This window comes from Paenarthrobacter sp. 10L412, from assembly GCF_056395565.1.
In genome coordinates this window covers 186,399-201,065 of record NZ_JBFTJT010000002.1, presented here as the reverse complement: position 1 = coordinate 201,065, position 14,667 = coordinate 186,399, and the positions used below count along the sequence as shown (strand labels likewise).

At 62.6% G+C, this 14,667-nt stretch carries 13 protein-coding genes; 11 read left to right on the top strand and 2 right to left on the bottom strand.

Translation table 11 applies throughout. The annotated features are described in order from the left end of the window. Window positions 1-147 precede the first annotated feature (147 nt). From AC1DD7_RS02730 to AC1DD7_RS02690, 9 genes are all read left to right on the top strand, one after another. Entirely contained in the window at window positions 148-2,124 is a 1,977-nt protein-coding gene (locus tag AC1DD7_RS02730) for an APC family permease (protein WP_477513693.1), read from the top strand. 18 nt (window positions 2,125-2,142) lie between these two features. Beyond that, the gene (locus AC1DD7_RS02725; protein WP_477513692.1) at window positions 2,143-2,514 is read left to right on the top strand and encodes a hypothetical protein; all 372 of its coding nucleotides are present in this window, start codon (window positions 2,143-2,145) and stop codon (window positions 2,512-2,514) included. Window positions 2,515-2,641: 127 nt separating this feature from the next. After that, window positions 2,642-4,627 carry an APC family permease gene (locus AC1DD7_RS02720; protein WP_477513691.1) on the top strand — a complete coding sequence of 662 codons (1,986 nt, stop codon included), beginning with the start codon at window positions 2,642-2,644 and terminating at the stop codon, window positions 4,625-4,627. Between the two features lie 58 nt (window positions 4,628-4,685). Beyond that, entirely contained in the window at window positions 4,686-6,065 is a 1,380-nt protein-coding gene (locus AC1DD7_RS02715; RefSeq protein WP_477513690.1) for a TrkH family potassium uptake protein, read from the top strand. A 190-nt stretch (window positions 6,066-6,255) separates the two neighbouring features. After that, a complete protein-coding gene (locus AC1DD7_RS02710; RefSeq protein ID WP_477513689.1) occupies window positions 6,256-7,173 on the top strand; it encodes an SIS domain-containing protein in 918 nt (305 codons plus the stop codon). Between the two features lie 9 nt (window positions 7,174-7,182). After that, window positions 7,183-8,118 (top strand): ROK family protein, encoded by a 936-nt coding sequence (locus AC1DD7_RS02705; protein ID WP_477513688.1) that lies wholly within the window; start codon window positions 7,183-7,185, stop codon window positions 8,116-8,118. Further along, the gene (locus tag AC1DD7_RS02700) at window positions 8,115-9,113 is read left to right on the top strand and encodes a 1-phosphofructokinase family hexose kinase (protein WP_477513687.1); all 999 of its coding nucleotides are present in this window, start codon (window positions 8,115-8,117) and stop codon (window positions 9,111-9,113) included. The genes AC1DD7_RS02705 and AC1DD7_RS02700 overlap by 4 nt, the downstream gene beginning before the upstream one ends. Then, a complete protein-coding gene (locus AC1DD7_RS02695; protein WP_477513686.1) occupies window positions 9,095-9,949 on the top strand; it encodes a class II fructose-bisphosphate aldolase in 855 nt (284 codons plus the stop codon). The genes AC1DD7_RS02700 and AC1DD7_RS02695 overlap by 19 nt, the downstream gene beginning before the upstream one ends. A 22-nt stretch (window positions 9,950-9,971) precedes the next feature. Continuing rightward, window positions 9,972-10,763 (top strand): DeoR/GlpR family DNA-binding transcription regulator, encoded by a 792-nt coding sequence (locus AC1DD7_RS02690; RefSeq protein WP_431119314.1) that lies wholly within the window; start codon window positions 9,972-9,974, stop codon window positions 10,761-10,763. A 10-nt stretch (window positions 10,764-10,773) separates the two neighbouring features. Here AC1DD7_RS02690 and AC1DD7_RS02685 read toward each other — a convergent pair whose 3' ends face one another. After that, window positions 10,774-11,430 (bottom strand): histidine phosphatase family protein, encoded by a 657-nt coding sequence (locus AC1DD7_RS02685; protein WP_477513685.1) that lies wholly within the window; start codon window positions 11,428-11,430, stop codon window positions 10,774-10,776. A 111-nt stretch (window positions 11,431-11,541) separates the two neighbouring features. Here AC1DD7_RS02685 and AC1DD7_RS02680 point away from each other — a divergent pair, with 111 nt between their 5' ends. Further along, entirely contained in the window at window positions 11,542-12,315 is a 774-nt protein-coding gene (locus AC1DD7_RS02680; protein ID WP_477513684.1) for a CPBP family intramembrane glutamic endopeptidase, read from the top strand. 119 nt (window positions 12,316-12,434) lie between these two features. On the opposite strand, the gene AC1DD7_RS02675 is transcribed toward AC1DD7_RS02680, so the two are convergent. Further along, window positions 12,435-13,073 carry a VOC family protein gene (locus tag AC1DD7_RS02675; protein WP_216925364.1) on the bottom strand — a complete coding sequence of 213 codons (639 nt, stop codon included), beginning with the start codon at window positions 13,071-13,073 and terminating at the stop codon, window positions 12,435-12,437. Window positions 13,074-13,299: 226 nt separating this feature from the next. Here AC1DD7_RS02675 and AC1DD7_RS02670 point away from each other — a divergent pair, with 226 nt between their 5' ends. Continuing rightward, window positions 13,300-14,616 (top strand): bifunctional o-acetylhomoserine/o-acetylserine sulfhydrylase, encoded by a 1,317-nt coding sequence (locus AC1DD7_RS02670; protein ID WP_477513683.1) that lies wholly within the window; start codon window positions 13,300-13,302, stop codon window positions 14,614-14,616. Window positions 14,617-14,667 lie beyond the last annotated feature (51 nt).

Sequence of the window (14,667 nt, the reverse complement as noted above, 5' to 3'; positions counted from 1 at the left end):
GACGTGGACGTCCTCGAGGGACAGCCGGAGCAGCCCGGAGGGGTGTAAATGATTCGTAAATAGAAATGCCTTTCCCGGTTCAACGCTTTCCGGCGGTGTTAGCTTCGGCTGTGACCGCGGCGAATTGTGCCGCGCGGAAAGGAAACAATGACCACGTTGAGCAGGCCCCCGGCTGACCCATCGGCGCCCAAGCCAGCCGGCAAAGCAGCACTGAAAAACTGGTTGCTGTTCGGGCTCCAGGACAGCAAAGGAACCCACCAGGGCCCCGGCGGACTAACCACCGCCCACGAGAAGAAGCATCCGTGGTGGCAGGTCATGTGCCTCACCGGCGTCGACTACTTCTCCACCTTGGGTTACCAGCCGGCAATCGCAGCACTGGCCGCCGGTGTGATCTCACCATTGGCGACCCTGGTGCTCATTGCCGTCACCCTGTTGGGCGCCTTGCCGGTCTACCGCCGCGTTGCCCGGGAAAGCCATCGCGGCGAAGGTTCCATCGCGATGCTTGAACGGCTCCTGCCACGCTGGGGCGGCAAGCTCTTCGTCCTCATCCTGCTCGGATTCGCCGCAACCGACTTTATGATCACCATGACCCTCTCCGCCGCAGACGCAAGCGCACACCTGATTCAGAACCCTGTCGCCCCCGGTTGGTTGCAGGGCCAGAACGTCCTCGTCACGCTCTTCCTTTTGGCGCTGCTGGCTGCCGTCTTCCTGCGCGGCTTCAAGGAAGCTATCGGAGTGGCCGTCGTCCTTGTCGTCCTTTACCTGGGCCTGAATGCCGTGGTGGTGGCCGTGACCCTCACCCAGGTGTTCACACAGCCGGTCGCCATGGGCGGGTGGTGGAACGCACTGTGGACTTCGCACGGGGACCCGATCATGGTCGTGGGAATCGCTCTGCTCGTCTTTCCCAAACTTGCCCTGGGTCTTTCAGGGTTCGAAACAGGTGTCGCCGTCATGCCCCAGGTCCGGGGAGACGAGGCCGACACCGAGGAAAACCCGGCGGGCCGCATCCGCGGAACGCGCAGAATGCTCACCACCGCAGCTGTCATCATGAGCGGATTCCTCATCACCACGAGTTTCATCACCGTCGTCCTGATCCCGGAACAGGAGTTCCAACCCGGCGGACAAGCCAACGGCCGAGCCCTGGCGTTCCTCGCCCACGAGTACCTCGGCGTGGGGTTCGGCAGCATCTATGACATCAGCACCATCGCCATTCTGTGGTTCGCCGGAGCGTCCGCCATGGCAGGACTGCTGAACCTCGTCCCGCGATACCTGCCCCGCTACGGAATGGCCCCAGGCTGGGCCAAGGCCGTCCGCCCCCTAGTGCTCGTCTTCACCCTGGTCGGTTTCCTCATCACCTTCCTCTTTGAGGCCGACGTCGACGCCCAGGGCGGCGCGTACGCTACCGGCGTTTTGGTGCTGATGACCTCGGCAGCCGTTGCCGTCACGCTCTCTGCTCGCCGACGCAGGCAGCGTAAACGCACCATCGGCTTCGGCGTTATCTCCCTGGTGTTCACCTACACCACCATCGCCAATATCTTCGAACGGCCCGAGGGCATCAGGATCGCCGGAGTCTTCATTCTGGGCATCATCGTGATTTCCCTGCTCTCCCGCATCCGACGCTCCTTCGAACTTCACGCCACACGCGTCCACCTGGACAGGCAGGCCCTGGAATTCATGTCCGACACCCTCGAAGGCCCCATTGCGATCATCGCCCACGAACCGCTCCGGCTCACCGCCGAAGCGTACCGGGACAAGCTCACCTCAGCGATCGAGGTCAGCCATTTGCCGCTGGAACAGCAAGCCATCTTCCTCGAAGTGATCGTCGACGATTCATCGGACTTCGAAACGGAACTGCAAGTACACGGTGTGACGCGGCATGGGTACCGGATCCTGGAGGTCCACGGTCCCGTCGTACCGAACACGATCGCGTCCGTCCTGCTCCACATCCGGGACGTTACCGGGCTCATGCCCCACATCTACTTCCGGTGGACCGAAGGGAATCCTTTCACCAACCTCCTGCGCTTCCTGTTCCTGGGCGAGGGCGAAATCGCACCCGTCACCAGGGAAGTGCTGAGGGAGGCAGTGCCCGATGTCACCCAACGCCCCTGGGTCCACGTCGGCTGACCAAGGAGGTGTTCGCGGATGGGCCCGCATCAAGAAGATACAGACGGCGGACTGAGGTTCGCTGCTCCGCCGGACTCAGTGGAGGGTTACGGAGGCCGCGGAGTAGACGGAGCGGCGTACCGCCCTCCGGCGGGCTACCTCTTCAGGGACGAAGAGGGAGATGCCTGGTGGATTATTTTCCAAGTATCTCCTGGCCCGGGTTCTCACGGAGCCAAGGTTCGTGGAGATGTCCTGGGCTGCAGCGAAGCCTACGACGAGCTGGTTCACGTACGGGTGCTGGCCGCCGACGTACTCCGTGCCGATGCTGATGCCGCCTTCCGCCAACAGTCACCCTCCAGCTACGAAGAGGCTGCAAACGTGGCCGCGGGCATCCCCCGTGCTGGCATATAGTTCCGTGCCCGGCATGAATGGGTCGGGGGCGTAAAGGAACCGTAAAGGATTCCCGATTTTCCTGTATCCACATTTTCTCCGGTGCTACGCTCCCGGAGATCACGTCGGCAGACAGGAAGACGAGGCAGTGACAACATCGGCCCGGAAGGACATTCCGGACAGCATCCCAACACCTGAACGCAAACGGCAATCAGGAAATCCGCTGGTGCGATGGTTGTTGGAACACCGCGTCCACCAGCCCGTCGGTCCTGAATCCGTTGAGGATCATGCCACGCAACAAAGCTGGTGGAAGGTCATGTGCCTGACGGGCGTCGATTACTTCTCAACGTTGTCATACCTTCCCGGCATAGCAGCCTTGGCAGCGGGTGCGCTTTCCCCGCTGGCAACACTGTTAATCGTCGCTCTGACCTTGCTGGGCATGCTGCCGATGTACCGAAGGGTGGCAAAGGAAAGCCCCCATGGACAGGGATCCGTGGCCATGCTGGAGAACCTGCTGCCTTTCTGGCGCGGCAAAATTTTCGTACTCGTCCTGCTCGGCTTTGTTGCGACATCGTGGATCATCACCATCACCCTGTCGGCGGCCGACGCAACAGTACACCTTCTGGAGAACCCGTTCCTCCCGCCTTTCCTTGAAGGCCAAGCAGTCACAGTGACCGTCGTTCTCCTGCTGATCCTGGGCGGAGTTTTCCTGATGGGCTTCAGCGAGGCCGTCGCCGTGGCGATCCCGCTCGTGGCGGTGTTTTTGGGACTGAACGCCATCATCATCGGCGTTGGGATTGTGGACATCGCAGCTTCTCCGGCGTTGTTGTCCTCCTGGTCCGAAGCGCTGACTGCCGCGTCCGGAGGTGGCCTGGGCGGACTGATCCTTCCTGCCCTGATCGCCTTCCCCCTCCTCGTCCTGGGTCTTTCAGGATTTGAGACCGGCGTCAGCATGATGCCGCTGGTCTCGGCGAAGGGTAAGACATCGGAGGAACGGCTCGCCGCCCGTATCAGGAACACCCGCAAACTCCTCACGACCGCTGCTGTCATCATGAGCGTCTATCTGATCGGCAGCAGTTTCGTCACGACCGTCCTGATACCAGCAGAAGCGTTCCGGGAAGGTGGGGCAGCCAACGGCCGTGCCCTGGCCTACTTGGCACACCAAAGGCTCGGTGAAGGATTTGGGTCGGTATACGACATCAGCAGTATCCTGATCCTCTGGTTCGCCGGGGCATCGGCAATGGCGGGGTTGGTCAACATCGTCCCGCGCTATCTTCCGTCCTACGGCATGGCGCCGGACTGGACCCGGGCGGTGCGTCCCGTCGTCCTCGTCTACACAGCCGTAAGCGTACTTATTACCATCGGCTTCAAAGCAGACGTGAACGCCCAGGCAGGAGCCTACGCCACGGGGATCCTCGCCATGATGGTCTCTGGATCGGCTGCCGTGACCATCTCCGCCCTCCGCCGAAAACAACGCCGGGCGGCCATCGGCTTCACAATTCTGACTCTCATTCTGCTTTACGCCCTGATAGCGAACGTCATTGAGAAACCTGACGGACTCACCATCTCCGGTTTCTTCATTCTGGGCATCATCGTTGTGTCCCTCGTTTCCCGGGTCAGCCGGACCACCGAGTTGCGCGTGGATCGAATCGAATTCGACGAGAATGCACGCCGCTTCATCGCAGATTCGCTCGACTATGACGGGCGGCTCAACCTCATTGCCAACCGCCCCCAGGCACGGGATGCTGCCGAATACGCAGCCAAGGAAACTGACCAGCGCGAATTGAACCCGGTCCCTGGCTCCGCTGACGTCATCTTCCTCGAGATCGACGTTAGTGACCCCTCCAGTTTCAGCGACACCCTCACCGTCACCGGCGTCGAAGTGGCCGGTCACCGCATCCTGCGGGCCCAAAGCCCCGCCGCACCGAACGCGATCGCAGCTATCCTGCTGGCTCTGCGCAACGCCACAGGCGTCCGTCCCCACGCCTATTTCGAATGGTCCGAAGGCAACCCGCTGGCACACCTGATGCGCTACCTGCTGCTGGGCCGAGGCGACACCGCACCCGTGGTCCGGGAAATCATCCGCGAAAACGAACCCGACCCGAACCTTCGCCCAGGCATCCATGTCGGCTAACCCAAAGCCCCGCTCGCGGACTCCTGGACCACCCCACACCGGGAACGGCAACGCACGCATGCTGTGGAAGCACCGGGACCCGCAGGCGCGCCGTGAGAACGTCGTCAGGCGCGCCCTCTCGCATCCAGTCCGCTCAGTACCCCTCGCTTTCCTGACGGTCATCCTCCTCGGCGCAGGCCTGCTGATGCTGCCCGTCTCCCGCAACGGCGCTGATCCAGCCACCTTCATGACGGCCCTGTTCACCGCCGTGTCGGCGACCTGTGTTACGGGCCTGATTACTGTTGACACGGCAACCTACTGGACACCGTTCGGGCATGTCGTGATTCTGGCACTCATCCAGGTGGGCGGGTTCGGCATCATGACGCTCGCGACCCTGCTTGCCCTGCTCGTCCGCAAAAGCATCGGCTTGCGCGGGCAGCTTGTTGTGCAGTCAGAAACGCACACCCTGAACCTCGGGGATGTCCGCTCCGTGCTCTTCCGGGTTGCCCGGATCATGGTCGTTTTTGAAGCGGTAACGGCAGCAACCCTGGCTGTCAGGTTCTGGCTCGTGTACGACTCAAACCCAGCCGTTGCCCTGTGGCATGGAGTCTTCCACGCAGTATCTGCGTTCAACAACGCCGGGTTCGCGCTCTACAGCGACAACCTCATCAGTTTCCGCGAGGACCCATACATTCTGGTACCCATCTGTCTGGCCATCATTTCCGGTGGCCTCGGCTTCCCTGTACTCATCCATTTGCTCAACGGCGGGGGATTGCGGGTCCGGAACTGGACGGTACATTTGCGGCTCACAGTCTTCGGCACGGTCTTCCTGCTCATAGCCGGCTTCGTGTTGTTCGCCGCGTTCGAATGGAACCGGGCCGAAACCCTGGGGCCGCTGTCCATCCCGGGAAAGATCGTCGGTTCACTCGCTGGAAGCGTGTTCCCGCGCACCGCGGGATTCAACAGCATCGACTACGGTGTGGCCTCACCAGAGACGCTCATGGTCAGCGACATTCTGATGTTCATCGGAGGTGGAAGCGCTGGAACTGCGGGTGGTATCAAGATCACGACTTTCCTCCTCCTGGCATTCGCCATCTGGAATGAAGTCCGGGGCCGGGACGATGTGACCATAGCCCACCGGTCCATTAGCCCGGCGTCGGTGCGGCAGGCCCTCTCGGTAGCACTGCTCGGCATTGGTGCCGTCATTACCGGAACCATGCTGCTGCTCATGTTCACCGACTACAGCCTGGAGAAGGTCCTGTTCGAATCCATCTCGGCGTTCGCCACCGTTGGCATGAGCACAGGAATCACGTACAACCTTCCTCCATCGGCTGAGTGGGTACTCATGGTCCTGATGTTTACAGGCCGCATCGGGACGGTCACGGTCGCTTCGGCACTGGCCTTATCCTCCCGACCGCGCCTGTTCAACCTGCCCGAAGAACGGCCCATCATCGGCTAACTGGAACAGGTTGAGCCTTCCCTGCTGCTCGTCACCGTTTCCACTGCCAGCACTTTGCCACCGTCCTGACTACTGGCCTGCCCAATTGCCGGATCCACTCCAGTAGATGATCCTTGTGAGATCGAAACTGATCGTTTAGTGTTTCTATAGATCATAAAACGTCATTGGCTGAGCAGGAGCGAAACACACGATGAGCGAGAACACACTGGGCGCCTTCATGGAAGAAGAGCTGGTATCACAGCCCGATGTCTGGCAGCGTGCCATTGACCAGGCCAGTGCTGAGAACCTGCTTCCCGCCGACGGTCAGCGGATCGCCGTCATCGGTTGCGGCACCTCCTGGTTCATGGCCCAGAGCTATGCTGCGGCCCGTGAATCCGCGGGCAAAGGCGTGACTGATGCCTTTGCGGCGTCGGAGGCTTTCCTGAACAGCAACAGTGCTGATCGCCAGTACGACGCCGTTGTGGCCATTACGCGGTCCGGCACCACCACTGAGGTGCTGGAGATCCTGACCGGGCTGAAGGGCATCGTCCCCACTGTTGCCATCATTGGCGATACGGCGTCTCCAATCGTTGATCTGGCCGACGCCGTGATCGGTCTCCCGTATGCAGATGAGCGATCCGTGGTGCAGACCCGATTCGCAACCTCGGCACTGGTGTACTTGCTCACCAGCCTTGGGATTGACCTGAAGCAAGCTATCGAAGACGCAAGGGATGCAGTGACAGATCCCGTGGCACAGGAACTCCTGGATGCTGAGCAATTCACGTTCCTCGGTACAGGATGGACTGTTGGCCTGGCCCACGAGGCAGGACTTAAGATGCGCGAAGCCGTGCAGGGCTGGACCGAGTCCTACCCGGCCATGGAATACCGCCATGGTCCTATCTCCATCGCGGCGCCAGGACGCGTGACGTGGTTGTTTGGCGCACAGCCCGAGGGCCTTGACAAGGACATGGCCGCCACGGGCGCCCTTTACCTCCACGCGGACAAGCACCCGCTCGCTGAACTGGCCCGCGTCCACAAAGTGACCCTGGAACGTGCGCGCGTCCGCGGCCTCAACCCGGATCTGCCCCGGAACCTGACGCGCTCCGTCATTCTCGACCCCTCCGCCTAGGCACCCGTCATGGTTCTCGGGCACGCAGAATCAGCAGTCCTCGCTTTCGACGTTGGCGGCACAGACGTAAAGGCCGGACTCGTGGATGCCTTTGGAAACGTCCTGGGCATGCGCCGGGTCCCCACGCCCTTGGATCCAGGACATCCAGGGGAAGCCGTGCTGGACAAGCTCGCAGGGCTCGCTGATGAACTCGCATCCGAGTTTCCGGACATCCCGGCCAAAGCGGCTGGCGTCATCGTCCCCGGCATCGTGGATTCCGCGGGAGGAATCGGGATCTACTCCGCGAACCTCGGGTGGCGCAACTTCCCGTTCACCGCCGAGGCAGAGAAGAGGCTGGGGCTTCCCGTGGCGTTCGATCACGATGTCCGCTCCGCCGCTGCCGTGGAACACGCTTTTGGCGGATCCAAGGAGTTCAACGACGTCGTGGTCATGGTGGTGGGCACTGGAATCGCCGCCGCAGTGTTCTCCGGTGGTGTGGCCGTCACGGCCGGTGGTTTCGCCGGCGAGCTCGGCCACGCCCAGGTACCGGACCCCGACGCCGGACCTGCAGCAACAGGGGCCACCATCCTTGAGGCCGTGGGTTCGGCAGGCGCCATCGCCAAGCGATACAGCAGGAAGTCGGGCAACACCGTGGACGGTGCCCGCGACGTCCTGCTCCGGTCCCACAATGGAGATGCCGTGGCTGCCCGTGTGTGGGCGGACGCCGTGGACGCCCTCGCCTTCACGATCTGCCAATGCGTGAACATCATCGGCACTGAAGCGGTAGTGATCGGGGGAGGCCTGGCCGAAGCAGGCGAGGACCTCCTGGAACCGCTCCGGGCACGGGTCGACCAGATCCTGGACTTCCAACGACGCCCACGCCTCATCCAAGCCCAGCTGGGCCAGGACGCCGGGCTCCTTGGCGCAGCACTGAACGCACGTGCGCTCCTGGATGGTGCGCGATGACCGGCCCCGCCGCGGCCGGACGCGGCACCCGAAACGGCGCAACGCGCATTGTCACCGTGACCCCCAATCCAGCCATCGACATGACCTACACCGTCCACGGAATCACCGAAGGCGCCAGCCACAGGGTGCCCACACCCATCAGCCGCGCCGGTGGCAAAGGGCTCAACGTTGCCAGGGTGGTTCACCAAATGGGCCATCCGGTGCTGGCCATTGCTCCCACCGGAGGAGCCGCGGGACAGACCCTGGCTGCTGAACTCTGGACCAGCGGCGTGCCCCACACGCTGGTGTCTGTCGCCGCCGAGACCCGCCGCAGCATCGCGCTCGTGGACACCCTCGCCGGCGAGACTTCCATCTTCAACGAGGAAGGCCAGGCGCTCCTGCCGGACGATTGGCGCTCGCTGACCGCCGCCGTCGTTAAAGCCGTACGCGGCGATGACGGAGAAGCTCCGGCAGCTGTGCTGGTGGGTTCCGGCAGCCTGCCACCGGATGCACCAGCCGATTTTTACCCGTCCCTGGTGAAACTGGCACATGACGCCGGCATCCCGGCCATCATTGACACCTCGGGACCCGGAATCATCACCGCAGCCAAGGCGGGTGCCGATGTCCTGAAACCCAATCACCACGAGCTCGCGGACGCCACGGGGGAGTCGAGCGTGGAAGCCGCTGCGCTCTCGCTGATTGCCATGGGCGCGCGGACGGTCCTCGTCAGCGCCGGTGCGGACGGAATGCTCGCCTTCGACCACGCAGCACCGGGAGGGTACTGGAGCGCCAGCCTCCCCGGGCCGCTGAGCGGCAACCCCACAGGGGCGGGCGACGCCGGTGTGGCAGCTGCCGCCGTCGCCCTCGCCGAAGGCATCACCGAACCCCGCGAGATTCTCCGCCGGGCCACCGCCTGGTCCGCCGCGGCAGTGCTCATGCCAGCGGCAGGCGAGATCTCGCCGCGATACCAGGAACTTGAAGAACAACTCATCGTGACATGGAAGGAGACCCGGTGACCCTTGTCAGCACGCGGGAATTGATGGACAAGGCCGCGGCTAACGGTACGGGCCAAGGCGCGTTCAACGTCATCCATGTGGAAACAGCGGAGGGACTGGTGGCGGGTGCCGAGACCGCGGGAGTTCCACTGATCCTGCAGATTTCGGAGAACTGCGCCAAGTACCACGGTGGACTCGAGCCGATCGCGGTGGCGACTTTGGCGATCGCCCGCGACGCATCCGTGCCCGTCGCGGTTCACTTGGACCATGCCGAATCCGAGGACCTCGCTCTCGCTGCCGTGGACCTGGGCTTTGGCTCCGTCATGTACGACGGCGCGCACTTGCCTTATGAGTGGAACGTCGCAGTCACGCAACGGGTGGCCCGCTACGCCCACGAGCGAGGCGTTTACATGGAGGCTGAACTCGGCAAAGTGGGAGGCAAGGATGGTGCCCATGCACCCGGTGTCCGGACCGACCCTGCGGAGGCGCAGGCGTTTGTTGAAGCAACGGGTGTAGATGCGCTCGCGGTAGCCGTTGGCTCCTCACACGCCATGACCGAACGCAGCGCCGCACTGGACCTGCACCTGATCACGCGGCTGAAGTCCGCGGTCGGAAAACCGCTGGTCCTGCACGGCTCTTCAGGCGTCACAGATGAGATGCTCGTAGCTGCGATCGGCGCAGGTATGACTAAGATCAACGTATCCACACATTTGAACGGGTTCTTCACCCGCGCCGTCCGTGAGTACCTCGATGCCAACCCTGCAGTGGTGGATTCCCGGAAGTACATCAAGGCCGGCCGGGACGCACTGGTGCTGGAATCCGCACGTTTGCTCACGCTGTTCGCCAAAGCGAAATAGCCAGACCCGCGAAAGGCTCGTCATGACCCGCACCGATCGGCTGACCGCCATCCTTGACCTCCTGGCCGAATCCGGCCATGTGGAAGTCGAGGACATCGTGACGCGGCTTGGCGTGTCACCGGCCACGGCACGCCGGGACTTGGACAGCCTTGCGAAACAACGGCTGCTCAGCCGTACCCGCGGTGGCGCCACCACCGGATCCGTATCCTACGACCTCCCGGGCAGATACAACCGTGACGACCACGCCTTGGCCAAGCAGGAGATCGCCCAGGCCGCTTCGGCCTTGATCCGCCCCGGAGCGGTGATCGGCTTGAGCGGGGGAACCACCAACACGGCGCTGGCCCAGCTGTTGTCCACCCGCGAGGACCTCAACGCGCCGTCCAACAGGCCCACTCTCACGGTGGTGACCAACGCGATCAACATTGCCTCGCAGCTCGCCGTTCGTCCGAACATCAAGATCATGGTCACCGGGGGAATCCTGAATCCGCGCTCCTACGAGCTCGTGGGGCCCTACACCGACGTCATCATGCAGAAGGTTGCCCTGGACATTGCGTTCATAGGGGTCAATGGTGTTGACCCGGACCTCGGCCCCACCATCACCGATGAAGGCGAAGCCATGGTGAACACGGTCATGGCGCGCCGGGCCACTGAGTCCTACGTCGTGGCTGACTCCTCCAAGGTGGGCCGCCGCTCCTTTGCGGCCATGGCCGGGTACGACTTCCGGCACCTCATCACGGACGCCGGGATCAGCGCTGAGGATAAGGCCGCGTTCGAAGCCAAAGGCACGGAAGTCATCGTCGCGCCCGGCAGCTAAGTGCACCCCGCTAGAAACGCATTCTCGGCGCGTGGAGCACTGAATCGTCAACATCCCTTGGCACCCACTGGCTGAACGGTTTGTCCAGACTGTACTGACCGTCGTCGGTCCTTATCAGCGTGCGGAGTTCGGCGTTGTCCGGGTTGTTCAGCGATTCGAAATACTCAACAGTCCAGTGGAACCAGCGCATGCAGAACAGCCTCATGGTCAGTCCGTGGGTGACCATCAGGGTATTTGGGGCATACGTCGGCTTTTCCCAATGGCGGTAAAGGGTCTCCATGAACGAGGACACGCGGTCGTAGACGTCCGAGCCTGACTCGCCCTCGCGGAACCTGTAGAAGAAGTGGCCATACAGGTTTCGCAGCTCCTTCTGGTCCTCGATCTCCCCGGCGATCTGGAAGTTGGCCCAGTCCTGCTCACGCAGCCTGGGTTCTTCGATCACCCGCTCGATCAGCGGGCCCAGGTCCAACGCCTCAAGAGTCTGGTAGGCCCGCAAATAGGGGGATACATAAACGCAGACCTGCTCGCCGTCGAGCTTCCGCCGGAGGGCCTGGCCTGCTATCCGGGCCTGTTCAATTCCGAGTTCGGTCAGCGGAATGCGGTAGTCCGGCACACGGTTGTAGATTGACGTGTCGGCATTCGCGGCGGACTGGCCGTGCCGGATCATGAAGATTCTCCCTGGGGCACTCATCCCACCAAGCATAGGTCTGCCTGCGGGTGGAACCCGAACGTGCGCAGTTCACGGCAAAGTGGCAGGAACTGCAGGCAAGATAGGTACATGCTCCTTGCTTCCCGCCGCCGCCTGCGCGCCGAAGTACTCATCGTGCTGGGCCTGTCACTGGGCCAGTCAGCCGTGTACTCCGTGGTGCAGCTCCTGGACAAGATGACGCGCGCGCCGCTGTCCGAGGCAACTTCGACACTTAACCGGTCCCAAAGCACCCGCGAGTACTTCGATCTCACATACCAACTGCTGGACATTATCTTCGCTTTGGTGCCGGTGGTCCTGGTGTTCTATTTCCTCTCATCGCATGGCCAAGGCGGCCGGGAAGGTGCAAGTGGCTCAGGCTTTGCCCGGCTGGGGTTCAACTTCGCACGCCCCGGCAAGGACCTTTTGCACGGATTGGGACTCGCAGCTGCCATTGGTGTCCCGTCACTTGGCTTGTACGCGGCCGGCCGGGCCCTCGGAATCACCACCGCCATTGTGCCCAGCGGCCTGGAAGCTTACTGGTGGACGGTGCCTGTGTTGATTCTCTCGGCGGTTCGCCACGCGATCGTTGAGGAAGTGATCGTCGTGGGATACCTCATGGACCGTTTCGGAAAATTCGGCTGGAGTACGCCGCTGGCCATTGTCGTAAGCGCGGCCCTTCGTGGCAGCTACCACCTGTACCAAGGCTTCGGGCCGTTCATCGGCAACTTCGCTATGGGATTGGTCTTCGCCTGGATCTATACCAAGACGAAGCGGGTGATGCCTTTGGTCATTGCCCATGCTCTGCTGGACATCGTCGCGTTCGTTGGCTTCAGCCTCTTCGGCAAGGCGATCGGCCTGGGTTAGCGCCAAAAGAAATTCGGCCGCCATCGGTGGGTGACGTCGTTGGCACCCGCTGATGGCGGCCGAAGCTTGACCGGACACACTGGACCGGGAGGGGACCAGGGCCCCAGGGAAGGTGCGCGTCAGATCGTGACGGCGCCGGATGCGGTTTCGAAAGTGACGGACATGATGCCGGGCGTACCGTGCGGGGCCATCCACTGGACAGCGACGTCCTCGAGCGGCTTCTCAACGGGTTCGCCCAGCCATTCGGTAACGCGTTCCGCCGAGCCTGCAATGGTGAGGCTGGACATCTTGACGTCACTCTCATAGACCTTGGACGGGTGCAGTGAGGGGTCGCCCTCCCACTTGAGCAGGTACGGCACCTGGGGATCGGCGATCAAGCCGAGAATGCCGATCTGCTGCCAGACAAGTTCGCGGCCATCCGGGAACTTGCGGTTGCCCGGAACTGCGGACCGGCCGAGGCGTTCCTCGAAGGGGGCGAGGTCGTCAACGGCGACGCACCAGCCCATCCAACCGCCGCCAGCCGCCGAGCGTGCGCGGACTGCCTGGCCAAAGGGTGCCTTGTCAGAAGCAGGGTGGTCCAGGACCTCTACGACTTCCAGGTATTTGTTATCCGCCAAGGGAATGATCATGTTCCGGGTACCGAAGCGCGGGTGCACTCCGCCCCGGACTGCGTCCACTCCCAGAGCTGCGGAAATTCGTTCGGTAGTGGCCAAAAGGCCATCTCGTTCACAAGCGTAAGAGACGTGATCCATGCGCATGGCTTCATCTTGGCACTTTGTGATCGGGGTCTCAGCTAAGGGAAGCCTAACTAACATGGGACCTTATTGCGCGCCGCAGGAACGCGTCACGCCGGGTCGCGTAAAGACTGAAAAATACTGCCTTCGTCACAAAGCTGTCCAAGCACACGGGCGCTTCCTAGACTGGCCCCAGCCCACGCCTACAGCGATCAACGGCAAACCCGCGCGCCACTAAGAGGAGAATTCAATGTCCCAAGGATGGTCTTTCGAAACACGCCAGATCCACGCAGGGCAGGAGCCTGACTCTGCCACGGGAGCGCGGTCGCTTCCGATCTACCAGACCACGTCCTTCGTTTTCCCCAGCGCAGAGAGCGCAGCCAACCGCTTTGCCTTGGCCGAGCTCGCCCCGATCTACACCCGAATCGGCAACCCAACACAAGATGCCGTGGAGCAGCGGATCGCCAGCCTCGAAGGCGGGCTTGGCGCATTGCTCCTTAGCTCCGGACAGGCCGCGGAAACCTTCGCCATCCTGAACATTGCCGAGGCCGGAGACCATATCGTCGCCAGCCCCAGCCTTTACGGCGGCACCTACAACCTGCTGGCGCACACGCTGAAGAAGTTCGGCATCTCCGTGACGTTCGTGGAGGACCCGGACAACCTGGACCAGTGGCGGGACGCCGTGCAGCCCAATACCAAGCTGTTCTTCGGCGAGGTGGTGTCCAATCCGCGCCAGGACGTGCTGGACATCGAGGGTATTTCACACGCCGCGCATGAGGCCGGAGTGCCGCTGATCGTGGATAACACGCTCTCCACCCCATACCTCATTCGTCCCATCGAATGGGGTGCGGACATCGTGGTGCACTCGGCTACCAAGTATCTGGGCGGCCACGGTGCGGCGATCGCGGGCGTGATCGTGGACTCCGGAAACTTTGATTTCGGCAAGGACCCGGAGCGCTTCCCGGGATTCAACACTCCGGACCCCAGCTACAACGGGCTCGTTTACGCCCGGGACCTTGGCAAGGATGGCGCGCTCGGAGCCAACCTCTCCTACATTCTCAAGGCCCGTGTGCAGTTGCTGCGCGATCTGGGTTCGGCGGTTTCCCCGTTCAACGCCTTCCTCATCGCCCAAGGGCTGGAAACCCTGAGCCTGCGCGTCGAGCGCCACGTCTCCAACGCCACCAAAGTGGCGGAATGGTTGGAAGCCCACGACGACGTCGAATCGGTCGCCTTCGCGGGTCTGCCGTCCAGCCCTTGGTATGAGCGCGGCCGTAAGTATGGGCCGAGGGGTACCGGAGCAGTGGTGGCATTCAACATCAAAGGTGGCGTCGAGGCCGGCAAGCGATTCGTCGATGGCCTGGAGTTGCACTCCCACGTTGCCAACATCGGTGACGTCCGCTCGCTGGTCATCCACCCGGCGTCGACTACCCACAGCCAGCTCACGGTCGAACAGCAGCTGGTTGCGGGAGTGAATCCCGGCCTTGTCCGCCTGTCCGTGGGAATCGAGCACGTAGACGACATTATTGCTGACCTTGAGGCTGGTTTCCGGGCTGCCAAGGGCGCTTAGCGGAGCGGCCGCCCGCCGACGAAAATTCGCCGGGCGGCCCCTGGCCGTGCG

Bases quoted from the DNA above. Each gene is read 5' to 3' on its own strand.
- AC1DD7_RS02730 (WP_477513693.1), top strand. From the start codon at position 148: ATGACCACGTTGAGCAGGCCCCCGGCTGACCCATCGGCGCCCAAGCCA.
- AC1DD7_RS02725 (WP_477513692.1), top strand. From the start codon at position 2,143: ATGGGCCCGCATCAAGAAGATACAGACGGCGGACTGAGGTTCGCTGCT.
- AC1DD7_RS02715 (WP_477513690.1), top strand. From the start codon at position 4,686: ATGCTGTGGAAGCACCGGGACCCGCAGGCGCGCCGTGAGAACGTCGTC.
- AC1DD7_RS02710 (WP_477513689.1), top strand. From the start codon at position 6,256: ATGAGCGAGAACACACTGGGCGCCTTCATGGAAGAAGAGCTGGTATCA.
- AC1DD7_RS02705 (WP_477513688.1), top strand. From the start codon at position 7,183: ATGGTTCTCGGGCACGCAGAATCAGCAGTCCTCGCTTTCGACGTTGGC.
- AC1DD7_RS02700 (WP_477513687.1), top strand. From the start codon at position 8,115: ATGACCGGCCCCGCCGCGGCCGGACGCGGCACCCGAAACGGCGCAACG.
- AC1DD7_RS02695 (WP_477513686.1), top strand. From the start codon at position 9,095: ATGGAAGGAGACCCGGTGACCCTTGTCAGCACGCGGGAATTGATGGAC.
- AC1DD7_RS02690 (WP_431119314.1), top strand. From the start codon at position 9,972: ATGACCCGCACCGATCGGCTGACCGCCATCCTTGACCTCCTGGCCGAA.
- AC1DD7_RS02685 (WP_477513685.1), bottom strand. From the start codon at position 11,430: ATGATCCGGCACGGCCAGTCCGCCGCGAATGCCGACACGTCAATCTAC.
- AC1DD7_RS02680 (WP_477513684.1), top strand. From the start codon at position 11,542: ATGCTCCTTGCTTCCCGCCGCCGCCTGCGCGCCGAAGTACTCATCGTG.
- AC1DD7_RS02675 (WP_216925364.1), bottom strand. From the start codon at position 13,073: ATGCGCATGGATCACGTCTCTTACGCTTGTGAACGAGATGGCCTTTTG.
- AC1DD7_RS02670 (WP_477513683.1), top strand. From the start codon at position 13,300: ATGTCCCAAGGATGGTCTTTCGAAACACGCCAGATCCACGCAGGGCAG.